General features: G+C 66.0%; 24 protein-coding genes. 7 read left to right on the forward strand and 17 right to left on the reverse strand.

The window, feature by feature from the left end:
• Positions 1 to 12 precede the first annotated feature (12 nt).
• The 8 genes from K3181_RS06675 to rpmI form a co-directional block, all read right to left on the reverse strand.
• Positions 13 to 762 (reverse strand): SDR family NAD(P)-dependent oxidoreductase, encoded by a 750-nt coding sequence (locus K3181_RS06675; protein ID WP_221602040.1) that lies wholly within the window; start codon positions 760 to 762, stop codon positions 13 to 15.
• Positions 759 to 3,146 carry a phenylalanine--tRNA ligase subunit beta gene (gene pheT, locus K3181_RS06680; protein WP_221602042.1) on the reverse strand — a complete coding sequence of 796 codons (2,388 nt, stop codon included), beginning with the start codon at positions 3,144 to 3,146 and terminating at the stop codon, positions 759 to 761. The genes K3181_RS06675 and pheT overlap by 4 nt, the downstream gene beginning before the upstream one ends.
• The gene (gene pheS / locus K3181_RS06685; protein ID WP_221602044.1) at positions 3,143 to 4,243 is read right to left on the reverse strand and encodes a phenylalanine--tRNA ligase subunit alpha; all 1,101 of its coding nucleotides are present in this window, start codon (positions 4,241 to 4,243) and stop codon (positions 3,143 to 3,145) included. The genes pheT and pheS overlap by 4 nt, the downstream gene beginning before the upstream one ends.
• A 64-nt stretch (positions 4,244 to 4,307) precedes the next feature.
• Positions 4,308 to 5,171, reverse strand: a complete 864-nt coding sequence (locus tag K3181_RS15795) for a helix-turn-helix domain-containing protein (protein WP_221602046.1) — start codon at positions 5,169 to 5,171, stop codon at positions 4,308 to 4,310.
• Positions 5,172 to 5,321: 150 nt separating this feature from the next.
• The gene (locus K3181_RS06695) at positions 5,322 to 6,122 is read right to left on the reverse strand and encodes a helix-turn-helix domain-containing protein (RefSeq protein WP_247714886.1); all 801 of its coding nucleotides are present in this window, start codon (positions 6,120 to 6,122) and stop codon (positions 5,322 to 5,324) included.
• Positions 6,123 to 6,314: 192 nt separating this feature from the next.
• Positions 6,315 to 7,187, reverse strand: coding sequence for a helix-turn-helix domain-containing protein (locus K3181_RS06700; protein WP_425594537.1), 873 nt, complete (start codon positions 7,185 to 7,187; stop codon positions 6,315 to 6,317).
• 119 nt (positions 7,188 to 7,306) lie between these two features.
• Positions 7,307 to 7,666: a 50S ribosomal protein L20 gene (gene rplT, locus K3181_RS06705; RefSeq protein WP_221602052.1), complete on the reverse strand. Its 360-nt coding sequence runs from the start codon at positions 7,664 to 7,666 to the stop codon at positions 7,307 to 7,309.
• A 23-nt stretch (positions 7,667 to 7,689) separates the two neighbouring features.
• Positions 7,690 to 7,893 (reverse strand): 50S ribosomal protein L35, encoded by a 204-nt coding sequence (rpmI, locus tag K3181_RS06710; RefSeq protein ID WP_067693021.1) that lies wholly within the window; start codon positions 7,891 to 7,893, stop codon positions 7,690 to 7,692.
• Positions 7,894 to 8,066: 173 nt separating this feature from the next.
• Between rpmI and K3181_RS06715 the strand changes: the two genes are divergently transcribed.
• A complete protein-coding gene (locus tag K3181_RS06715; RefSeq protein ID WP_221602054.1) occupies positions 8,067 to 8,732 on the forward strand; it encodes a hypothetical protein in 666 nt (221 codons plus the stop codon).
• A 5-nt stretch (positions 8,733 to 8,737) separates the two neighbouring features.
• Here the strand turns inward: K3181_RS06715 and K3181_RS06720 are convergent, their stop codons facing one another.
• From K3181_RS06720 to glpX, 6 genes are all read right to left on the reverse strand, one after another.
• Positions 8,738 to 9,484, reverse strand: coding sequence for an SDR family oxidoreductase (locus tag K3181_RS06720; RefSeq protein WP_221602064.1), 747 nt, complete (start codon positions 9,482 to 9,484; stop codon positions 8,738 to 8,740).
• 1 nt (position 9,485) lies between these two features.
• Positions 9,486 to 10,250 (reverse strand): SDR family NAD(P)-dependent oxidoreductase, encoded by a 765-nt coding sequence (locus tag K3181_RS06725; RefSeq protein ID WP_221602074.1) that lies wholly within the window; start codon positions 10,248 to 10,250, stop codon positions 9,486 to 9,488.
• Positions 10,251 to 10,341: 91 nt separating this feature from the next.
• Positions 10,342 to 10,926, reverse strand: a complete 585-nt coding sequence (locus tag K3181_RS06730) for an outer membrane protein (protein WP_221602076.1) — start codon at positions 10,924 to 10,926, stop codon at positions 10,342 to 10,344.
• Between the two features lie 118 nt (positions 10,927 to 11,044).
• Complete coding sequence (locus K3181_RS06735) at positions 11,045 to 11,818, reverse strand: inositol monophosphatase family protein (protein ID WP_221602078.1); 774 nt, start codon at positions 11,816 to 11,818, stop codon at positions 11,045 to 11,047.
• 1 nt (position 11,819) lies between these two features.
• On the reverse strand, positions 11,820 to 12,755 hold the full coding sequence (locus K3181_RS06740) for a ribose-phosphate pyrophosphokinase (protein WP_221602081.1): 936 nt from the start codon (positions 12,753 to 12,755) through the stop codon (positions 11,820 to 11,822).
• A gap of 155 nt (positions 12,756 to 12,910) precedes the next feature.
• Positions 12,911 to 13,885, reverse strand: coding sequence for a class II fructose-bisphosphatase (gene glpX, locus K3181_RS06745; protein ID WP_221602082.1), 975 nt, complete (start codon positions 13,883 to 13,885; stop codon positions 12,911 to 12,913).
• Between the two features lie 150 nt (positions 13,886 to 14,035).
• Here glpX and K3181_RS06750 point away from each other — a divergent pair, with 150 nt between their 5' ends.
• Complete coding sequence (locus K3181_RS06750) at positions 14,036 to 14,545, forward strand: hypothetical protein (RefSeq protein WP_221602084.1); 510 nt, start codon at positions 14,036 to 14,038, stop codon at positions 14,543 to 14,545.
• On the opposite strand, the gene K3181_RS06755 is transcribed toward K3181_RS06750, so the two are convergent.
• On the reverse strand, positions 14,499 to 15,806 hold the full coding sequence (locus K3181_RS06755) for a homoserine dehydrogenase (RefSeq protein WP_221602085.1): 1,308 nt from the start codon (positions 15,804 to 15,806) through the stop codon (positions 14,499 to 14,501). The genes K3181_RS06750 and K3181_RS06755 overlap by 47 nt on opposite strands.
• Before the next feature lie 70 nt (positions 15,807 to 15,876).
• A complete protein-coding gene (locus tag K3181_RS06760) occupies positions 15,877 to 16,692 on the reverse strand; it encodes a hypothetical protein (protein WP_221602087.1) in 816 nt (271 codons plus the stop codon).
• Positions 16,693 to 17,078: 386 nt separating this feature from the next.
• Here K3181_RS06760 and K3181_RS06765 point away from each other — a divergent pair, with 386 nt between their 5' ends.
• The 5 genes from K3181_RS06765 (at position 17,079) to K3181_RS06785 (ending at position 20,252) form a co-directional block, all read left to right on the forward strand.
• Positions 17,079 to 17,735, forward strand: a complete 657-nt coding sequence (locus K3181_RS06765; RefSeq protein WP_221602089.1) for an energy transducer TonB — start codon at positions 17,079 to 17,081, stop codon at positions 17,733 to 17,735.
• Between the two features lie 51 nt (positions 17,736 to 17,786).
• Positions 17,787 to 18,581: a MotA/TolQ/ExbB proton channel family protein gene (locus K3181_RS06770; protein WP_221602091.1), complete on the forward strand. Its 795-nt coding sequence runs from the start codon at positions 17,787 to 17,789 to the stop codon at positions 18,579 to 18,581.
• A gap of 84 nt (positions 18,582 to 18,665) precedes the next feature.
• A complete protein-coding gene (locus K3181_RS06775) occupies positions 18,666 to 19,196 on the forward strand; it encodes an ExbD/TolR family protein (protein WP_221602093.1) in 531 nt (176 codons plus the stop codon).
• A 39-nt stretch (positions 19,197 to 19,235) separates the two neighbouring features.
• Positions 19,236 to 19,676, forward strand: coding sequence for an ExbD/TolR family protein (locus K3181_RS06780; RefSeq protein WP_221602095.1), 441 nt, complete (start codon positions 19,236 to 19,238; stop codon positions 19,674 to 19,676).
• A 141-nt stretch (positions 19,677 to 19,817) separates the two neighbouring features.
• Positions 19,818 to 20,252 (forward strand): ExbD/TolR family protein, encoded by a 435-nt coding sequence (locus K3181_RS06785; RefSeq protein WP_221602096.1) that lies wholly within the window; start codon positions 19,818 to 19,820, stop codon positions 20,250 to 20,252.
• Here K3181_RS06785 and K3181_RS06790 read toward each other — a convergent pair.
• A complete protein-coding gene (locus K3181_RS06790) occupies positions 20,249 to 22,720 on the reverse strand; it encodes a ligase-associated DNA damage response DEXH box helicase (RefSeq protein ID WP_221602098.1) in 2,472 nt (823 codons plus the stop codon). The genes K3181_RS06785 and K3181_RS06790 overlap by 4 nt on opposite strands.
• Positions 22,721 to 22,748 lie beyond the last annotated feature (28 nt).

Below are 22,748 nucleotides of genomic sequence, written 5' to 3' on the forward strand. Positions count from 1 at the left end.
TGAACGCTTGGGTCAGGTGTTGCGTGCCACCCGAAAGCCGGCGAAGTCCTGGTTCACCGGCATCGGCTCGAGCCGGTTGATATTGAGGTGGGGAGGCAGTTCGGCGACCCACTTGATCATGTCGGCGATGTCCTGCCCGGTCATCGGATCGACCCCGCGATAGAGATCGTCGCTGGCATCCTGGCTGCCGGTGCGCACGAGCGTGAATTCGGTCTCGACCATGCCCGGCTCGATGCTGGTCACGCGCACGCCGGTGCCATGGAGGTCGGCGCGCAGCGCGAGGGTGAAGTGGTTCACGAAGGCCTTCGACCCGGCATAGACGTTGCCGCCCGGGTAGATGTAATTGCCGGCAACGGAGCCGATCGCGATGACCGCGCCCTTGCGCTCGATGAGCACGGGCAGGAGCTTGCGGGTCAGCACCACCATGGCCGTCACATTGGTGTCGATCATGGTCTGCCAGTTTTCGAGATCGGCTTCCTGCGCCGGGGAAAGGCCCTGCGCGAGGCCCGCATTGTTCACCAGCAGGTCGACCCCGGCGAACTCCGCTGGAAGTGCGGCGATCGCCGCATCCATCGCCTCGCTATCTCGCACATCGAAGCAGGCAGCGTGGACCTTGTCCGCACCCAGCTCCGAGACCAGCGCGTCGAGCCGTTCCTTGCGGCGCCCGGTAGCAACGCAGCGCCAGCCGCTCGCGACCAGCGTGCGGACGGTCGCTTCGCCGATGCCTGCGGTGGCTCCGGTAACGAAAGCGGTCTTGGTCATCCCCTCAACTCCGCACCCTGCTTCGCTGCCGCTGCGACTACCTTGTCCGAGATCGCCTTGATCTCGGCATCGGTGAAGCTCTTGTCGCCCGGCTGGAGCACGACTTCGACCGCGACCGACTTCTTGCCCTCGGGCACGCCCTGGCCGGCGAAGACGTCGAACACGCGGGCATCGACCACGGCCTGCTTGTCCGCCCCACGCACCGTCTTGACGAGATCGCCAGCGGCGAGCTCCGCGGGGACGAGGAAGGCGAAGTCGCGCGTCAGCGCCTGGAGTGCGGGGGGAGCATAGGCGGGGCGGGCAAAACCGCCGCCGCGCTTGGCTGGAATCGCGTCGAGGAAGATCTCGACCGCCATCACCGGGCCGTCGATATCGAAGGCCTTGAGCGTCCGCGGATGCAACGCGCCGAAACGGGCGAGGACGTTCTTCGGCCCGAGCCGAAGCGTGGCCGACTGGCCCGGGTGGAACTGCTCGCCCGCTTCGCCCATCACCATCAGATTGCCGACCGGCGCGCCTGCGGCATCCAGCAGCGCCATGGCCGCGGCCTTGGCGTCATAGGCATCGAATTGCGCGGGTTTGCCGCTGGACCAGCCGCGCGGCGTCTTCTCGCCCGCAAGCACCACGCCGAGCGTCGGCCTCTCGTCGCTCGCGCCGCCCTTCCCGCGGAAGTAGCGCCGCCCGATCTCGAACAGGCGCGAGCCCGGCGCGCCGCGATCGGCATTGCGCTTTGCCGCAGTGAGCAGGCCCGGAATCAGCGAGGGGCGCATCGCCTTCATGTCCTCGCTGATCGGGTTGTCGAGCACCCACAGCTCGGCACCATCGGCGAAATGTTCGGCGTCGGCGGTGGGGAGGAAGGACCAGGTCACCGCCTCGTTCAATCCGCTGGCCGCCGCCGCGCGGCGGAGCTTGCGTTCGAGCTGCTGGAGCGGGGTGGCGGTCGGCGTGGCGACGCCCTCGGCACGCGGCAGCGCGACGCTTTCTACATGGTCGAGACCGTGGATACGCACGACTTCCTCGACCAGGTCGGCGGGGCCTTCGATGTCGTGACGGCGCGGCGGACAGGTGACCTGCCAATCGGCGCCGACAGAGAAATCGAGCGCTTCGAGGATGCGGCGCTGCTCGTCCTCGGCCACCGCGATACCGCCGAGGTGCGTGGTGAACGCAGGGTCGAACTGCACGACCTTGGGCGCGACCGGTGCCTCACCCGCACGGACGACCTCGCTCGGGGTCCCGCCACAGCTCGTCACGATGAGTTCGGTCAGCAGCGCGAGGCCATCGTCGAGGAAGGCCGGGTCGACACCGCGCTCGAAGCGCGTGCGCGCATCCGAGGCAAGACCGAGCTTGCGCCCGGTCACGCCGATCCGTTCCGGGTCGAAATAGGCCACTTCGAGCAGCACGTCGGTGGTAGAATCGGTTACACCCGAGTGTTCGCCGCCCATGATGCCGGCGATGTCGTGGACGCCGGCATCGTCGGCGATCACGGTCATGCTCTGGTCGAGCGTGTAGCTCTTCTCGTTGAGCGCGAGCACCTGCTCGCCTTCGCGGGCGCGCCGCGCGACCACGGCGCCCGAGAGCTTGGCGAGGTCGTAGGCATGCGCCGGGCGACCATAGGTGAGCATCACGTAGTTGGTAATGTCGACGATGGCCGAGATCGGACGCTGGCCGGCCGCCTTCAGCCGCCGCTGCATCCATTCGGGCGAAGCGCCATTGGCGATGCCCGTGATGGTGCGGCCATAGAAGGCCGGACAGCCCGCGGCGTCGTCGGTCCGGATTTCGACCGCGCAGGCGCCCTCGCCCGCGATCTGCGGAACATCGAGGGACTTGAGCTTACCCAATCCTGCCGCCGCGAGATCGCGCGCGATGCCGAGCACGCCCATGCAATCGGGGCGGTTGGGCGTGATCGCGACGTCGAAGACCGGCGAAGCGTCGCTATAGTCTGCGAAGCTGGTTCCGACCGGCGCGTCCTCGGGCAGCTCGATGATGCCGTCGTGCTCTTCGCCGAGTTCCAGCTCGCGCACCGAGCACATCATACCGTTCGATTCGACGCCGCGGATCGCGCTCTTGCGCAGTTCCATACCGTTGGCCGGGACCACCGCGCCGGGTAGGCCGAGCACGCCCTTCATGCCCGCACGCGCGTTGGGCGCACCGCAGACGACCTGCAGCGGATCGCCTTCACCCGTATCGACGGTAAGGACCTGCAGTTTGTCGGCATCGGGATGGGGAGCGGCGGTCAGCACCTTGGCGACGCGGAAGCCGGCGAGCTTTTCGGCCGGGTCTTCGATGCCCTCGACCTCATGGCCGATTGAGTTGAGCGCAGCCGCAATCTCCGCGACCGAAGCCTCGGTTTCGAGGAAGTACTTCAGCCATTCGAGCGAGAACTTCATGCTTTTGCTCCCACGCCAGCCGAGAGGGTAGGTACGTCAAGCGGGTCGAAGCCGAAATGATCGATCCAGCGTTGATCGCCGTCGAAGAAAGCGCGCAAATCCTCTTGGCCGTATTTCAGCTGCGCCAAGCGATCGACGCCCGTCCCGAAGGCAAAGCCCTGCCATTCATCCGGATCCAGACCGGCGAATTCGATCACGCGGCGGTTGACCATTCCGCTGCCCAGAACCTCGAGCCACTCATGGCCCGGGTCATCGCCCGATCCCCCGACCAAACGACGCGTACCATCCATCGAATATCCGACATCGACTTCGACCGAAGGCTCGGTGAAGGGGAAGTAGCTGGGACGCAGACGCAGCACGATGTCCTCGCGCTCGAAGAAAGCCTTGAGGAAGGTTTCGAGCGTCCACTTCAAGTGGCCGAGGTGGATGTCGCGGTCGATCACCAGGCCTTCGACCTGGTGGAACATCGGCGTATGCGTCGCGTCGCTGTCGCTGCGGTAGACGCGGCCCGGCGCGATTATGCGGATCGGCGCGCCCTGTTCGACCATCGAGCGGATCTGCACCGGCGAGGTATGCGTGCGCAGAAGCATGCGGCGACCTTCGCTGTCGACGTCGGGGAAATAGAAGGTGTCGTGCATCGCGCGCGCGGGATGCGTTTCGGCCATGTTGAGCGCGGTGAAATTGTGCCAGTCGTCCTCGATCTCGGGGCCGGTGGCGACCGAGAAGCCTATGTCGGCGAAGATCTCGGCGAGCTCGTCCATCACCTGGCTGACCGGGTGGACCGAGCCGCGCGGCGCCTCGGGCGCGGGCAGCGTCAGGTCGAGGCTCTCGGTCGCCAGCCGCGCTTCGAGTTCGGCTTCTTCCAGCACCGCCTTGCGCGCGGCAATGGCGTCGGTGGTTTCGGTTCGCAGGCCGTTGAGGAGCGGCCCTTGCACCTGCCGCTCTTCGGGCGACATCTTGCCGAGCGTCTTCATCAGCCCCGAGATCGATCCCTGCTTGCCGAGGAATTCGATCCGCAACGCTTCGAGAGCGGCGGCGTCGGGAGCATTTTCGATCCGCGTCAGCGCATCGGTCTTGAGTTGGTCGAGATCGGTCATTCTGTCCGGCTTGGAAAGGTCGGGGAATCTGTGCCCGCAGCCCCTAGCGGCAAGAGTGCGATTGCTAAAGCCCCAGATCGGATTCGGGCGGGCGCTGCGGATGGTAGAGCGCCTGCATCGCCACGCCGGCATTGGCATTGGTGACGCTCACCGCGGCGCGGCTGATCGGATGCGGCAGCGCGGCGAACTCGCTCGGCGTCATGTTCATCGTGGTGCGAAAATCGCGGATGAAATGCGCCTGGTCCCAGTAATGAGTGTCGAGCGAGCCGATCCATTTCATCGAGGGGTCGAGCATGTATTTGCCCAGGCTGCGCAGGAAACGCTGACGGCGGAGGAGGACGCGCGGCGTGAAACCGAAATGGCGGGGACAGAAGCGCTCGAAGGTGCGCGAGGTCATGCCCGCAAGTTCGGCCAGATCGGCCACCGAAGAGACATCTTCGGACAAGAGTGCGAGATGGACCGACTGGATCGTCTCGTCGGCTTCGGGCGGCTCGCCGAGCAGCCCGCGAAAGGTGTCGGTGATAAGGGCAGCTGCTGCAGCGATGTCGTCGCCCTCGTTGCGCAGCGTGTCGAGCATCGCCTGCAGCGCTGGATCCGCCACCGATTGGCCGATGTCGCAGAACCGGTTGGCCATGGTGTTGACCGGACAACGCAGGAAGCGCGCCCAGCCGGCGGGGGTCAGGCCGATACCCCAGAACGTGCCGCCAGCGATGCGCAAGCGAGTGACCCGATCGGTCGGCCCCGATAGCACCGCGGACGGAACCGCGACCATCGGTCCATCGCCGATCACCGCTTCGTAGATATCCGCCTCGCCCGTGCGCAAATTGGCTTCTTCGGGAGGCAGCCAGTCCTCGACATCGACCCCCGGGGCTACGTCGGTGCGATAATAGGCCGACAGATAGGGCGCGAGGTCAGGTGGTGGCCCCACCAACCGCAAACGCAACCCACTCGATTCATACTCCGTGACCCGAAGCGCAGCTGTCCCCATAGCTCGTCACATTCGGGTTAATTGTGTGAAAAGGCAAGAGCCTAGGCCGCGCCGGCGCCCAGCGATGCGCGGTCTCGCACCGCACCGGCGCTAGTCTCCCCGGGGTTGCTGCAAGACCTGCATCGCCTCGCCCGCCACCGCCATCCGCGCATGGGCGGCCGCGGCCAGGACGGGGTGCGGGAGCTTGGCGTATCTGCTCGGCGGCATGGTCATGAACCGTCTGAAGTCGCGCACGAAATGGGCCTGGTCGTGATAGTGGCTGTCGAGCGTGTCGATCCATTTCAGCGAAGGATCGAGCATGAACTTGGCGAGGCTGCGGACGAAGCGCTGGCGCCGCAGCAGGAGCTGGGGGCTGAAACCGAACACCCGGCTGCAGAACCGTTCGGTGGTGCGGGGGCTCTGCCCTAGCGCTTGCGCCAGTTCGGCCACGCTATGGTGCGAAGGATCGGTCAGCGCCTTCTCCGCGCGCAGGATCGCCGCCTCGCGCGGCACCGGCCGAGCGAGCAGGACACCGAGCTCGCTCAGCATTGCATCGCGTTCCGCGATGATGTCGCCCCGCTCAGACGCGACGCAGGCGCAGAGCGCCCGCAAGCGCGCGAAGGATGGGTCGGCTTCAGCATCGGCATAGCGGTCGGCATAGGCGCTGGCCGGAGCATCGGTCAGCCGTGCCCAGCCCAGCGGCATAAGGCCGATCCCCCACGACCGCCCCGTGCGCGCGCGAAACCGGGTGGCGACGCTGGTTGGGCCGGTGATGACCGCGCGCGGCATGCGTTCGAGCGGCGTCTCGCCGATCCCGGCCTCCACCGTTCTGCCGGGGATGATGCGCAGATTCGCCCATTCCGGATGGAGCCAGTCCTCCACCGGCTGCTCTTCCGCGCCGGAGATCTCCATATGGTACAAAGTAGTGACGAAAGGACGCAGGCGCTCCGGTGGCAGGAAGAAACGCAAAGCTACAGCGGCCGATGCACCACCCTGCTTCATCGCCGCAGCATCCGCTCGAAGCCCGGCCTGTCCTGTCCTGTCGCGATCATCCCGTCCCGTTCCTCTACAACGGCTAGCAAATGGATAGGCAATACTCGATAGCTATTTGGGATCGTCCAGCGTCTGAGCCGGCGACCCCCAGACGCGTTTGCGCTCGGCCATGAAGGCACGCATGACCGGGTGCGGCTTGGCCGCGTATTCGCTGGGCGTGCAGCGCATGAAGGCATGGAATTCGTGCACGAAATGCGACTGGTCGTGATAGTGGCGATCGATCACGTCGGACCAGCTTGCCTGCGGTTCGAGCATGAAGGCGGCGAGGCTGCGCATCAGCCTCTGGCGGCGCAGCAGAAGACGCGGGGAAAAACCGAAATGGCGCGCGCAGACACGCTCGAGCGTGCGCTTCGACAGGCCGCATTTGCGCGCGAAGTCTTCGACCTGCAACAGGCGCGGGTCCACCATGACCTCGTGCACCTTCTGGATCCGGCGCTGGTCGCGCGGCGGATCGGCCAGCTTGCGGAAGAACTCGGTTAGTATCGCGAACTGCTGTTCGTCCGAATACTCGCGGGTGCACAATTTCTCGCACAGCGGGGCGAAGCGGTTGAAGACGGGCGATCGCTCGCCGTCGACCACAGTATTCGCATGCTCGCTGGCATCCTCGCCGATGAAGCGTGCCCAACCCAGTGGAAACAGGCCGATTCCCCACATCCGCGTACGGCCGAGCGTGAAGTGCGTGGGGCAAGAGCTGGGACCGGTGGCCTGGAAGCGCGCGCCATCGATCCGTTCCCCTTCGGGGAGTTCAGCCGATGGCCCCTTCTCGGTAAAAAACCGCAGATTGGACCATTCGGGCTGCAGCCAGTCTTCGAGCACCTCGCCCGGCGGCAGGTCCACTTCAAGCCGGTAAAAGGTTGTAAAGCAGGGGGCCAGATCGGCGGGTGGCGCGAAAAAGCGGACGTCGATGCTGTCCTGTCCGATCAATTGCCTCATCCTACTACGGATGCGGAATATACCCGCTTGTAGGATGGCGACAACAGTGTCCATACGTAAAGGGCGCCCCTAATGGAGCGCCCTTCGAGAATGCCTTGTCGAGCAGGAACTTAGGCGGGAAGCGCCTTTTTGGCCTGTTCGATGATCGCCTTGAAGGCGCCCGCTTCGTTCATGGCGAGATCGGCCATGACCTTGCGGTCGAGTTCGATGCCCGCCAGCTTGGTGCCGTGCATGAACTGCGAATAGGTGAGCCCTTCGGCGCGGACCGCGGCATTGATGCGCTGGATCCAGAGAGCGCGGAAGTTGCGCTTCTTGATCTTGCGGTCGCGGTAGGCGTACTGGCCGGCCTTTTCGACGGCCTGGCGGGCGATGCGGATCGTGTTCTTGCGACGGCCGCGATAGCCCTTCGCCTGATCCAATAGACGCTTGTGCTTCTGGCGCGTGGTGACGCCGCGTTTAATGCGAGGCATTTCGTATTCTCCTTAGTTCGCGCTCAGTCGAGGCCGTAGGGCGCCCACTTCTTCACCGTCTTGCTGTCGGCTTCCGACAGGACGGTGGTGCCGCGGTTCTGGCGAATATACTTCGCATTGTGGCTGATCAGGCGGTGGCGCTTGCCGGCGACACCATGCTTGACCTTGCCGGTTGCGGTGATCTTGAAGCGTTTCTTCACACCGCTCTTGGTCTTCAGCTTGGGCATTTTCATCTCCTTTACAGAGACACGTCGCGCCAGCCCTGGCAGCCCTTTCGGCCAGACCGGCGGTGAATCACGTGTCGGTGAAGGGCGCGCGTCTAGCGGGTTGGCCGCGAATTGCAAGGGAAAGCTGGATTGCCCCTGTCATAGCGGCTACCCCTCTTTTCGGGGGTTCACGCATGGAATTCGGATCGGATCACAAGAAGCTGCTTGCCTTGGGCGTCCTGTTCATCCTGATCATGATCGGGATCGCGGTGCTGTTCCGGCCCTGCGACTTATCGCTGAGCTTTAGCGACGGGATTCGCTACAATTGCCGGACCGATCCGCCGCTGCCGAGCCCTTCGCCCGATCCGATACATACCCAAAGTCCGCGACCGGGGCCGAGCGAGACCGGGGTCTCTCCCGGACCGGGCCGGACCGATGCGCCCCGTGACAACACCCCGCCGCAAGTCCAGCCCAGCCCCACCGGCGGCAGCCAGAGCCGCGAACAAACCCGCCCGCCGGCCAATTTCGCCTGGCAGATGAACGAGTTCGCCCGCCTCGATCCCCCGCAAGGCTACACTTGGTACGACGTGCGGGACACGGTGGCCACGCCCCAGACGGCACTCGTGCGCATTCCCGACGAAGATTGGCCGAGGCTCGAGGACCTCGAAGTCGGCAACCTGCTCGTCGCCACGGGATATAAGAACATTCGCCGGCGACCGGTCGAATCCAGCCGCATGTTGACGCTGGAGCCCGACAGCTGTGTCCGCGTCATCGAGGGGCGCCGCTATTACTTCGACCAGCAGACCGGCCGTCGTTCCTCGGGTTGGCTGCCGGTCGAACTGGCGACCTGCCCCGAGTGAGATCATCAGAAGTGGGTCAGGTACCCGCCATCGACCGCCAGCGTATGGCCCGTGATGTAGCTCGCCTCGGGCGAGGCGAGGAAGGCGACCGCGCCGGCGATCTCGTCGGGTTCGCCCCACCGGCCGAGCGAGGTGCGCCGCGCGAGATGGCGCGCGACATCGGGATCGTCGGCCATCTCGGCATTGGCCTCGGTGGCGAAATAGCCGGGCGCCACCGCATTGACGGTGATGCCGGTGATGCCGAGTTCGGCAGCCAGTGCACGAGAGAGCGCGGCCAGTCCGCCCTTGCTCGCGGTATAGAGCACGTCGCCGCGCGCAATGTCGGCGGCGATCGAGGTGATGTTGACGATGCGCCCGTATCGGCGCGCCTGCATCAGCGGGACGGCACGCCGTGCGAGATCGAAGGGGGCGACGAGATTGGTCGCAAGCATGGCGGCGAGATCGTCCCGCCGGAGCAGCGCGAGCGGACGGCGGTCGCGCTGGCCGACATTGTTGACGAGGATGTCGAGCCCCTCCTCCGCCAGGCTGGCGAAAGCGGCCTCGCTCGCCGCGTCGTCGGCGATATCGAATGCGAGCACGCCCGCGCGCGGACCGATGCGTTCGGCGGCCGCCTCGAGCGAGGCCGAATCGCGGCCGTTGAGCCAGACCCGCGCGCCCTCTTCAGCGAGCCGCTGCGCGATTTCGAAACCCAGTCCGCGCGCAGCACCGGTAACCAGCGCTATGCGCCCCTCGAGCGATCCCGTCCCTGCCATGTCAGTGCTCGTAGATCATCTTCGCGGTCATGCCACCATCGATATTGAGATGCTGCCCGGTGACGAAGCCCGCGCCGTGGAGATAGGCGACCGCCTCGGCAATATCCTCGGGGCGGCCGATCCGGCCGGCGGGATGCTGGTCGCGGTCCTGCGGGCTGTGCTCGGGATGCGTCCGCGCACCCGACTTCTGCCATGGGCCGGTCTCGATCCAGCCCGGCCGGATCGCATTGACGCGGATGAGCGGGCCGAGCGAGACCGCGAGCGAATGCGTCAGCGCGTCGAGCCCTCCCTTCGCTGCCGCATAGGCGAACGTCTCGGGCTCGCTCATCACCGCGCGGGTCGAGGAGATATTGGCGATGCTCGCCCCCTCGGCGCGGCGCAGAAGCGGAAGGCTGGCGCGGGTGACGAGGAAGGCGGCGGTCAGGCTGGCGTCGATCCACGCCTGCCAGTCCTTGAGCGCGAGCTGGTCGAGCGGCCCCGCATAGGGATCGGCGATCCCGGCATTGTTGACCAGGCAGTCGAGCGGATCAGCGCCGAGCCACTCTTCAATCCTCGCGAAGGCAGCGTTGACCTCGCCCTCACGCCCGACATTGCAGGTGAGCAACAGCGCATGCTCGCGCGGCAGCGCATCGCGCAGTTCGGCCAGAGCCTCCGCATCCCTATCGAGACCGATGACGCGCCAGCCGAGGCCGTGGAAATGCATGGTAGTGGCGCGGCCGATGCCGTTGCCGGCGCCGGTAACGAGAAGGGTTTTGGGGTGATCCATCCCGTCTCAACGCTGCGGACGGGCAGCGGGTCCGAAAGCAAAAGGGGCGCGGCACCCTGCGGCGCCGCGCCCCCATCCTGCATTCGCGGTATTAGAAACGCATGCCCAGCGCGACGCCGGCATGGCGACGCTGCATGTTGATGCCGTAGTACTGGCCGAGGTCGGCATAGCCACCTTCGACGCGGCCGTAGAAGTTGTTGCCGAAGCCCTGTTCGTAACCGAGAGCGAAAGCCACGCCGCCGATGCCGTCGCTGACCGTGTCGGTCCCGTCGGTAGCTTCGAGCGTCATCTCGCCATAGCCGATCTTGCCGTAGACCAGACCCGAAGCGGCGACCGAATAGCCGACCGAGAGACCGGCTTCGAGGTAGTTCTTGACGCTCAGGCAGTCGCTGCCGTCGCAGTTTTCGACGGTCGAGAATTCGTACTGTGCATAGGGACCGACGGTCCAGTCGCCGAGCGGCGCGTCATAGCCGATCTCGCCACCGAAGGCGAAGGCGCTGCCGAGCTTGTAGACGTCGTCGTCTTCGACGATCGAGCTGACGGTCGGGGTTTCGTAGGTTGCGCGGGCTTCGACGCGCAGGCCGCCGAGAGTCGTCGCCGGAGCCGCATCCTGCGCAAAGGCAGCCGCGGGGATGCACGCGCCGACGATGGCGAGCGTAACAATCGATTTATTCATGAAAATACGATCCCTAAAGATAATGCCGAGCAATTCGGCGCGCGGACCGATAGACGCGAAATGTTGGCTGGCAACAGAAATTTGCAGGCCGCTGCCACTTGCCCACGGGGTGAGGCATTCAACCCATAGCTTCGAGCACGTCTTCGAGCCTTGCGGCATCGCCAAGCGCGATCACCCGCCCGTCGCTCTGGGCATCGAGCGGATTGCCCTGCCAGTCGGCCATGACCCCGCCCGCGCCTTCGACCACGGGCACGAGCGCGGCGAAATCATGCAGCTTGAGATTGGCTTCGACGACGAGGTCGACATGGCCCGAGGCGACGAGGCCGTAATTGTAACAGTCGCCGCCGTAGATGATCTTGCGTTCGGCCACCGCCTTGGCGACCCCCATGAAGGCATCGACGTCGGTGCCGGAGAACTGGTGCGGCGTGGTGGTGCCCAGCACCGCATCGGTCAGGTCCTTGCACGGCGCGGCATGCACCGGCTTGCCGTTGAAGGTCGTGCCTTCGCCGATCCGCCCGACCCAGCGTTCGCGCGCGATCGGCTGGTCGATCACCCCCAGCACCGGCCAGCCGTCCTGCATCAGCGCGATCAGCGTCCCGAAGATCGGCCGTCCGGCGATGAAGCTGGTGGTGCCGTCGATCGGGTCGAGCACCCATTGCCGACCGGCGCCCTCGTTGCGCGTGCCATATTCCTCGCCGATGATGCCGTCGGCAGCACGCTCCGCCTCCAGGATCGCGCGCATCGCCGCCTCTGCCGCGCGGTCGGCCTCGGTCACGTAGCTGCGGTCGGCCTTCTGCTCCTGCGACCACGCGCCGCGAAACAGTGGCCGGATCGCCGCCCCAGCCGCATCGGCCAGGCGATTCGCGAGCGCGAGATCGGCGGCACTCGCCATCTCAGTCGAACAGGCTCGAAACCGAGCTTTCGTCGGCGATGCGGCGCACCGCCTCGCCGATCAAGGGAGCGATGGTCAGGATGCGGATCTTGTCCGAATCCTTCGCCGCGTCGGTCGGGCGGATCGAATCGGTGATCACCAGTTCCTTCAGCGCCGAGCCGTCGACCCGCGCCACCGCGCCGCCCGAGAGCACGCCATGGGTGATGTAGGCCGCGACCGAGGCGGCGCCCTGGTCGAGTAGCGCCTGCGCCGCATTGCACAGCGTGCCACCCGAATCGACGATGTCGTCGATCATGATGCAGTGGCGGCCCGAGACCTCGCCGATGATGTTCATCACCTCGCTCTCGCCGGGGCGGTCGCGGCGCTTGTCGACGATCGCCAGCGGGGCATTGTCGAGCCGCTTGGCCAGCGCGCGCGCGCGGACCACGCCGCCGACATCGGGGCTGACGACCATCAGGTCCTGGTCGCCGTAGCGCGCCTGGATATCCGCAGCCATGACCGGCGCGGCGAAGAGGTTGTCGGTCGGGATGTCGAAGAAACCCTGGATCTGGCCGGCGTGGAGATCGACCGCAAGCACCCGGTCGGCGCCCGCCTCGGTGATCAGATTCGCCACCAGCTTGGCCGAAATCGGCGTGCGCGGACCAGGTTTCCGGTCCTGCCGTGCATAGCCGAAATAGGGCACCACCGCCGTGATCCGCCGCGCCGAGGCGCGTTTCAGCGCATCGATGCAGATCAGCAGTTCCATGAGGTTGTCGTTCGCCGGATAGCTGGTCGACTGGACGACGAAGACGTCCTCGCCGCGGACGTTCTCGTGGATCTCGACGAAGATCTCCTCGTCGGCGAAACGGCGCACCTGCGCATCGACGAGCGGCATTTCGAGGTAGCCGGCGATCGCGCGGGCGAGCGGCAGGTTCGAATTGGCGGCCATGATCTTCATGTGGCGAATCCCTGGGTCAGCTGGCGATGCGCACCGCCTAGCCGAGCGTCACGGGAATGCAACATGGCGATGCGGGTTTTGGGGAGTCTTTAGTGTGGGGGCGCGCTCGCTGTCCGCCGGCAGCGCTCGGCGGAGGCGACTGGACGCCCCTCGCCCTACTTCGCCCGGTGTTCGCCCTTGACCCAGCGCACCGTGCCCGAACTGGCGCGCATCACAACGCTGTCGGTCGTCATGCGCCCGCCGCGAAGGTATTTCACGCCGTCGAGCAGCGAGCCCGAAGTCACACCCGTGGCGGCGAAGATGCAGTCGCCCTTCACCAGGTCGTCGCGCGTGTAGATTCGGTCGAGATCCTCGATCCCCCATTTGCGTGCGCGGGCCTTCTCGTCCTCGTTGCGGAACACCAGCCGGCCGTTGAACTGGCCGCCGACGCAGCGCAGCGCCGCGGCCGCAAGCACGCCCTCGGGCGCACCGCCCTGGCCCATATACATGTCGATCGTGGTGTTTTCGTCAGTCACCGCGATCACCCCGGCAACGTCACCGTCGCCGATCAGCACCACGCCACAGCCCAGCCCGCGCAACTCGGCGATGAGATCGGCATGGCGCGGACGGTCGAGCACGCAGACGATGATGTCGGACGGCTCGACGCCCTTGGCCGCCGCCACCGCCTTGACGTTTTCGGTCGGCGTCTTGGCGAGGTCGATGATGCCTTCGGGATAGCCGGGGCCGACCGCCAGCTTGTCCATATAGACATCGGGCGCGTTGAGCAGGCAGCCCTCGGCGCTGGCCGCAAGCACCGCGAGCGAGTTGGGTCCGGCCTTGGCGGTGATGGTGGTCCCTTCGAGCGGGTCGAGCGCGATGTCGATCTTCGGTCCCTTGCCCGGCGCGCCGCCGACCTTCTCGCCGATAAAGAGCATCGGCGCCTCGTCGCGCTCGCCCTCGCCGATGACCACCGTGCCATCGATATAGAGCGTGTCGAACGCCTTGCGCATCGCCTCGACCGCTGCGGCGTCCGCGGCCTTCTCGTCGCCGCGTCCGATCAGCTTGGACGCAGCCACTGCGGCCGCTTCGGTCACGCGGACCAGCTCCATGACGAGAACGCGATCGAGCGGGTTGTCGGCGGGCAAGTTCATAATCGGTTCAGTCCCTCAGGTGAGTTTGGCGCGACAGGGTGCCGCCGTGTGAATTCGTATGCGCGGCGCGGATAGACAGGGAGCCGCAGATTGTCGAGACGCTGGTGGGCTCCCTTCGCGATGACTGCAGCTGCATGTCTGCCCTTGCCCGTGTCGGCGCAACGGGATTCGGAGCCGCCCGAAAGGATCGACATTCTCGTGCCGCAGGAAGATTACGACGCGCCGCTTGAAGATTGCAGCGCCGAGCAGGAAGCGGCCAGCATTTCGGGCGAGATCGTTGTCTGCCGCAGGCGGCAGAGCGGGCGCGAGTTCGGCTATGACGAGGAGCGCGCACAGCAGCGATACGCCGAAGAGACGATGAACAAGGGCGACCCGCGTGCCCCGGATTTCGGCGAGTCCTGCAAGAAGAACCCGGAAAAGGGCATGTGCATCGGCTTCGGCAAGGTCCCGCCTCCTGCCTATCTCGTCGATTTCGACGCGATCCCCGAAGCTCCGCCGGGCTCGGATGCCGACCGGGTCGGGCGCGGCCTTGCGCCTCGCGGCAACGAAGGACAAGGGCCGGTCCCGGAGCCGACAGAGTCCGAACTCGGGCTACCCCCGGCGCCCGCCGAGATCACTCCTTCAGGATCGGCATCACCAGCGGCGGAGCCGTCAGGCTAGGCGATCCCTCGAGCAGGTCGAGCGCCTTGGTGACGCAGCGTTCGGGACCCTCGTGGGTCACCATCGCGACAAGCACCTCGCCCCCGTCGTGATCGCGGCCGCGCTGGATCAGGCTCTCGATCGAAACCTCGGCGTCGCGCATGGCGGCGGTGATCTCGGCCAGCACGCCGGGGCGGTCGTTGACGGTGAAGCGGATATAGTCGCGACCCACGCGGTTGCCGGGATCCGCGGGAGCGAACTGTTCGAGCTCCACGACGGGAACCGAGAAGGGCGCGCCGCTATCGCCGCGGGCGATGTCGATGAGATCGGCGACCACCGCACTGGCGGTCGGCCCGGCACCGGCACCCGCGCCCTGAAACAGCAGGCCGCCGGAGAAATTGCCTTCGGCCACCACCGCGTTGGTGGGGCCGGTCACCGCCGCCAGCGGATGACCGCGTGCCACCAGGCAGGGGCGCACGCGCTGGAGCAAGCGCGGCTCGGCCCCGCTCTCGTCGAGCGAGGCAATACCGACCAAGCGTATGACGTAGCCGAGCGTGGCGGCCTGGGTGATGTCGGCCGCGCGCACCTCGCCGATACCCGTCGCGCTGACATTGTCGAAATCGACCCGCGCGCCGAAACCGATCGCGGCGAGGATCGCGAGCTTGTGCGCCGCATCGACACCCTCGATGTCGAAGGTCGGGTCGGCCTCGGCATAGCCCTTCTCCTGCGCACCGCGCAGCATGTCGGAGAAGTCCGCACCGGTCCGCTCCATTTCGGAGAGGATGTAATTGCAGGTCCCGTTGAGGATCCCGTAGATTCGCTCGATGCGGTTGGCCGCGGCGCCTTCGCGGAGGCCCTTCACGACCGGGATGCCGCCCGCAACGGCGGCTTCGAACTTCAGTGGGACGCCGCGCAGCGCGGCCTGTTCGGCCAGGGCGAGGCCGTGATGCGCGATCATCGCCTTGTTCGCGGTGACGAAGCCCTTGCCCGCATCGAGCGCTGCGCGGGCGAGCGTCAGGGCAGGCCCGTCGGACCCGCCGACCAGTTCGAGCACCACATCGACATCGCCGCGTTCCGCCATCGCCTGCATGTCGTCGACCCAGGCATAGGGGGAGAGGTCGACCCCGCGATCGCGCGCGCGGTCGCGCGCGTTGACCGCGACGATCTCCAGCGGGCGACCGGCCCGCCGCTCGATCGTCGAACGGTTGGTTTCGAGAAGTTCGATGACACCGGTTCCAACGGTGCCGAGCCCGGCAAGGGCAATGCGAAGCGGTTCAGCCATGCCCGCCCGCCTAGCGCAGGCAGGTGCGCCGATGGAACCAGTTTGTCTTGGCCGAGGTGAAGCGCGGCCTCTAGTCGCGCGTACGGGTGCAGGCTCCGAGTTCGGAGCGGACCAGCGCATAGTCGCGCGACGCCAGCGCGCGCGCCTGCGGGTCGCGCGACAGGTTGGCGCTGGCCGGCAGCGTCTCGGGCAGCGAGCAGGCGAGGCGGTACCATTCGAGCGTTTCGCGGCGTGGCGGGCGCGCCGCCTGATCGACGATCTCGGTCCAGGAAACGCCCCAGCGCGGAGCCTGGCCCGGGCGCCGGACCACCGTCACCGACACCGGCCCGTCGTTCTGCGTATCGAGGAAAAGCTGGGTTTCCGATTCACCGACCAGCGTGCCCTCCACCGCGAGGGCATCGCGGATCCCCGTCACGCGCGGCGGTGCCTCGGGCGACAGCAGCTCGGTGAGGATCGGGCGCAGGCGCTGCTCGACGGCTTCGCTATAGGGCAGCTGGGCTTGCGGATCGACCAGCTGGAGCTGGCCGGGATGCCCGGCCACGGCCCGGGCGAAAAGGATGACATCCTGCTTCTTGAGCTTGGGCGGCTTGCCCTTCGCATCCACGGGCACGTCGACGAGGTAATGCAGCGCCTCGCCCACCGGGGCATTGCCGGCGATCAGCGCCGTCGTGCGCGCCTCGATGTAGAGGCGCACGAAGCCGGGCGCGAGACCGGGGGAGCGCTCCTTCTCCACCGTGGCCTGCTTGCGGATCTGCGCGCGAAGCACAAGCGGCGCGCCATCGGCCAGGTCCACCATGTCGGCATAGGTAAGCGACGGGGCAGGCACGCCGTCCTGGGCGACGGCCGGAGCCGATGCCGCTGCCAGCGCCGCTGACAGGAAAAGCATTTTTGCGGAAGGAGGGAGGATCGGCATGGCAGGAGAATCTTTTCGCAGGTTTTGGGGGGTCCGATTCGGTGAACCCCTGGCTGTAATGGTCAGTTCCTTCCCCCAAGCCACTGAATCGGCGGTTAACCGATAAAGCATTTGCGGTGAGGGGGCATCGTAGCTAAAGGGTCGGGCCGGACCCGAGTGCATGATACATTATTGCTTGGGGAGAGGTGTCCGGGTTCTTATCGGGAACTTCTGTGCACCTTCGTCGCTAGAGCTTCTAGAAGCGCTAGCGGCGCGAATGCGTTAACGATGCCCCCTTTCACGCCATCCCGGCGGGTCGCAAGGGCGGTGTCCCGATGCCCCGGCATTTCCCGGGGCGACCGATGGAGTGATGCAACCGAATGGCTTATGCTGACCAACAGATGAGCGGCAATCGCATGGTCGCGATCATCATTGTTGCCCTCATCCATATTGCTCTCGGTTACGCCCTCATCACCGGTCTCGCATACAATGCGGTCCAGCAGGTGGTCGAGCGCGTGACGACGATCGATATCGAGGAGCCCCCGCCGCCCGAGGAAGAGCCGCCGCCGCCGCCGGAACAGGTGCCCGACACCCCGCCGCCGCCGGTCGCGCCGCCGCCGCCGATCAATATCGCGCCGGCCCCGCCGCCGATCCGCACGCAGGTAACGATCCCGCCGCCGGCACCGCCGCGGCTGGTGATTCCACCGCCCGCGCCGCCGGCTCCGCCGCCGCCGCCGTCGAAGGCAAAGGGCGCGTCGCCCAAGGGCCAGAACGGTTGGGCCGCGCGCATCCAGAGCAACTACCCTCGCCGTGCCGAACGTGAAGGCATCGAAGGGGTCGTTGGGATGAGCGTGACGATCGGTCCGGATGGCCGTGTGTCTTCGTGCAACGTGACGCGCTCCAGCGGATCAAGCGATCTGGATAGTGCGGCATGCGACGGCATGATGCGCTATGCGCGGTACAATCCGGCACAGGACGCAGCGGGCAATCCGATCTCGGATACCCTGTCGCAGTCGATCCAATACAAGCTCAACTAATTGACGCGTCCGCTCTAACCGGACAACGAATTTTCAAAAGGACCACTCGTTATGACCTTCGAACTTCTTGCTGCTGCCGGTGAGGCGGCCCCGCAGAACTCCTTCGGCTTTCTCGAAGCCATGGAACAGGGCGGCATCATCGCCTGGTCGATCCTCACCGTGCTGGTGATCATGTCGGTCGGCTCGTTCTACATCCTCTTCACCAAGCTGTTCGAACAGCGCAAGGTGATGAGCCAGTACAAGAATGTCCGGACCCAGTTCTGGAAGGCCAACACCCTCAAGGAAGGCGCGACCAAGCTCGAGAAGAACAGCGCATGGCGCCAGCTCGTCGACGACGCGATCACCGCCGAAGACCAGCACACCAAGATGACCGACAAGCTCGAAGCGCACGACTGGATGCACGGTTCGCTGCAGCGTTCGGAAGACACCATCAACGCCCGCCTCGCCGGCGGTCTGCCGTTCCTCGCGACGGTCGGTGCGACCGCTCCCTTCGTCGGCCTGCTCGGTACCGTAATCGGCATCTACCGCGCGCTGATCAACATCGGTATCGCCGGTTCGGCCTCGATCGACAAGGTCGCCGGTCCGGTCGGTGAAGCGCTGATCATGACCGCCATCGGCCTGCTGGTCGCGGTTCCCGCCGTGTTTGCCTACAACTGGCTGCAGGGTCGTAACCGTCGCATCTCGGAAATGCTGCACGCGTTCTCGACCGATCTGCTGGCCAACATCAGCTCGAACGGCACCGTGAAGCCGACCTTCCTGACCGCCACTTCGACCCAGGCGGCCGGCAAGGCTGCTCGCACCGCTCCGGCTGCGACCACCACCACGACCACCACGGTCAAGAAGTAATCGAAGCTGTCGGCGGGGGCTGCTCCGGCAGCTCCCGCCCAGCCGCCTCGATCCCAAGAATTTTCGTACGATAGGATTTGAACCATGGCGATTTCGACAGGAGGAGGAGAAGGCACTCCGATGTCGGACATCAACACCACGCCACTCGTGGACGTGATGCTGGTGCTTCTGATCATCTTCCTCATCGCGGTTCCGGTCGCGATCCAGACCATCGAAAAGCTGGAAATCCCGGTTTTCGAATCGGTAGAATCCAAGGACAAGGTCGAAAACCTCCTCCTGACCGTCAGCACCAGCGACGAAAACGGCGTCAGCGCCGGTGAGCCGGGCTTCCAGGGTGCCGCGCGCAATGGCGAATGCCGCGTGTATTTCAACAACACCACGCCGGTGACCTCGGAAGAACTCTACGATCAGGCGTTCGAGCGCCTTGATGCGATCGTCCAGCGCGCTGGCGGTCCCGAAGCGATCATGAACGATCCGGAGAAGATCCCGCAGGTGCACATTCGCGGCGACGTCAACGCTCCGTGGTCCTGCGTGGCCGGTGCGATCTACAACGTCCAGGCGGCGGGCTATCCCACCGTCGGCTTCATCTCGAACCCGGTCGACCCCAACGGTTGATCGCGCGGTTCGGCAAAGCAGATTAGGGAGTAACCCACTATGGCAATGTCAGGCGGCAAGGATGATGGCGCGCCGATGATGGAAATGAACATGACGCCGCTCATCGACGTCCTGCTCGTTCTCCTCATCATGTTCATCATCACCATTCCGGTGGCAACGCACTCGGTCGATATCGACCTGCCCGCACCCAGCCAGACCCCGCCCGACGTGACAGTCGAGCCGGACAAGAACAAGCTGGTGCTCACCGCCAACAACGAGATCCTGTGGAATGGCAATGCGATCGACATGGGTCAGCTGCGTACGCTGCTGGACGAGTCGACCAAGATGGCGGTCGAGCCCGAACTCCAGTTCGAGCCCGAGCCCCTCGCCAGCTACGACCTCTCGGCCAAGGTGCTGCAGATCATCAAGGCCAGCGGCGTGACGAAGTTCGGCTTCGTCGGCAACGAACGCTATCGGACATTCGGCAAGTCCGGCGCCTGACACGGCGCGGACGATCCCGGAACAGCGAAAGGGGCGGAGCGATCCGCCCCTTTCTTTTTGCCCGCCAGCCATGTCCACAGCAGGCTTGCATTCTATCTCAAGTGTAATGTAATCTCATCACATGCGATGAGGAGAGCTTGCATGCCCTATGGATACCGGCACCACCGCCATGCCCCGCCACTGCGTCCGATGTCGGACATGAACATCACGCCGCTGATCGACGTGCTGCTGGTGCTGCTGATCATGTTCATCATGGTGATCCCCATCGCCACCCATACCCTGCTGGTGCCGCTGCCCAATGGTGGGCCGAGCTTTGCCATCGAGCGGGTCAACACGGTCCATGTCGACGAGGCCGACAGGCTTTACTGGAACGGCCAGCCGCTCGACCGGCAGGCACTGCTCAATCAGCTTGCGGCGACGGCCAAGGCCGCACCCCAACCCGTGCTGCGTTTCGAACCCGACGCGCACGCGAGCTACGATGCCTCGGCGAAGACCATCGCTCTCATCAAGGATTCGGGCGTCGAGCGTTTCGCCTTCGTCGGCAATGAGAAATACCGAAGCTTCTCCGCGGACTAGCCTTCGTCAGGCGGCGAGCCGTCGACCCGCATCGCCGCGCCCGCGAGGCTCTCTGCTTCCAGCAGCAATTCGTCGTCCACCGCGCCCTGGGGTGTCGCCTCGCGCCCGATCATGACCATCACCGGCACCGCGAGCGGGCTGACCCGGTCGAGCTCGACATGGACGAGCTGCTCGGCCGAGCGATCGAGCAGATCGCCGAGCCGTCCGACATCGGTCAGCCGGGTTCGCGCATCGGCCCAGGCCGCCTCGAGCAGGACGTGGTCGGGTTCGTATTTGCGCAGCACATCGTAGATGAGATCGGTAGAGAAGGTGACCTGCTTGCCCGTCTTGCGTTTGCCCGGATGCTGGCGCTCGACCAGCCCTCCGATCACCGCCACCTCGCGGAACGCGCGGCGCAGCAGGTGCGAATTCTGGACCCACTCGATGAACTCGTCCTGCAGGATATCGGGCGACAGCAGCGGCGCCGGGTCGGTCACGGGTTTCAGCCCCCATACCGCCAGCGAATAGTCGTTGGCGACGAAACCGCCGGGCATCAGCCCGCGATCCTCCATCCTCCGGGTAATCAGCATGCCGAGGCTCTGGTTCGCGTTCCAGCCTTCGAAGGTGTAATAGACGCTGTAGTGCCGCTTGGCATGCGGGAAGCTCTCCACCAGCAATTGCCCGGGCCCGGGCATCTGCGAACGCCAGTCCTGCACCTCCAGCCATTCGCGGACATCGTCGGGAAAGCGCGCCCAGCCCGCGCGGTCGACCAGCATGGCCCGGACGCGCTCCGCCAGATGCGTCGTGAGCGGCATGCGCGCGCCGCCGTAGCTGGGGATCATGGCGCTGGCCTTGGCCGCTTTCACCACCACCTCCATGTCCTGGAGCTTGACCACCTCGAGGCTCATCCCGGCGAAGGCGAAGGTGTCGCCTGGGCTGAGCGATGCGGCGAAGCGTTCCTCAACCTTGCCCAGGCTGCGCCCGCCCCGGCCCCGCCCGGCACTGATGCGCACCTCGAGCATCTCGGAATCGATGATGATCCCCGCATTCAGCCTGTGCCGGGCGGCCTGCTCGGGGTGGGTCAGGCGCCAGACGCCTGTCTCATCGCGCACGATCCGTTTGAACTTGTCGTAGGCCTTGAGCGCATATCCGCCGGTTTCGACGAAGGAGAGCACGCGCTGCCACGCCGCCTGATCGACCCAGGCATAGGACAGGCCCGAGCGGACCTCGGCGAGCAATTCGTCCTCCTGGAACGGCGCCGCGCAGGCGCAGGCCATCACATGCTGTGCGAGCACGTCGAGCCCGCCGGGGCGGAACTCCTCGCCGTCGCGCTGGCCCTCGTCCACGGCCTCCTTCGCCGCAGTTGCCTCGAGGAACTCGAAGCGGTTGCCCGGCACCAGCAGCGCGCGGCTGGGCTGGTCGAGCCGGTGGTTGGCGCGCCCGATACGTTGCAGCAACCGGCTGGAGCCCTTGGGCGCCCCCATCTGCACCACCAGGTCGATATCGCCCCAGTCGACCCCGAGGTCGAGGCTCGCCGTGGCCACCAGCGCGCGCAATTGCCCACGCGCCATCGTGCCTTCGACCTTGCGTCGCGCCTCCCTACTCAGGCTTCCGTGATGGACGCCGATCGGCAGATTGTCCTCGTTAACGTCCCACAGGTTCTGGAAGATGTATTCGGCGAGGAAGCGGGTATTGGTGAAGATCAGCGTCGTGCGATTGGCGCGGATCTGCTCGTAGAGCTGCGGAATCGCCCAAGTCGCGGCATGGCCGCCCCAGGGCACGCGCTCTTCGTCGGGCAGGAGGATCTCGACTTCCGCCGGTGCACCGGTCTCACCCTCGACCAGTTCCACGGCGTCGATCTCACCCCACGGAGCCAGCCATTCGCGAAACCCTTCCGGATTGGCGAGCGTGGCGGAGAGCGCGGCGCGCTGCATTCCCGGCGCGATTGCCTGCAGGCGGCTGAGCGCCAGTGCCAATAGATCGCCGCGCTTGCCCGTGGCGAAGGCGTGGACCTCGTCGATCACGACGCGCTTGAGGCCCCGGAACAGCTCGAAACTGTCGGGATAGGACAGCAGCAGCGAAAGGCTTTCGGGCGTCGTCAGCAGGACATGCGGGGGCCGTGTGCGCTGGCGCTTCTTGCGGTCGGAGGGGGTGTCGCCGCTGCGCGTCTCGACGCGGATCGGCAGGCCGATCTCCTCGATCGGGGTGAGCAGGTTGCGCTGCACGTCATGCGCCAGCGCCTTCAACGGCGAGACATAGAGCGTGTGCAGGCCTTCGGGCGGCGCTTCCCCCGCGAGCCGCGAGGGAGTGAAGTCGGCGAGGGTCGGCAAGAACCCGGCCAGCGTCTTGCCGGCGCCGGTATCGGCAACCAGGAGGGTATGGCGCCCGGCATCCGCTGCCGCCAACATCGCCGCCTGATGCCGCCTGACCCGCCAGCCGCGACCGGCGAACCAGTTGCGGATCTCTGAGGGGAGGCGAGGATCGCTCACAACAGGAATAGCGCTGTCGTCTGCGAGG

Source organism: Qipengyuania mesophila (genome assembly GCF_019711655.1).
In the GTDB taxonomy this organism is placed as follows: domain Bacteria; phylum Pseudomonadota; class Alphaproteobacteria; order Sphingomonadales; family Sphingomonadaceae; genus Qipengyuania; species Qipengyuania mesophila.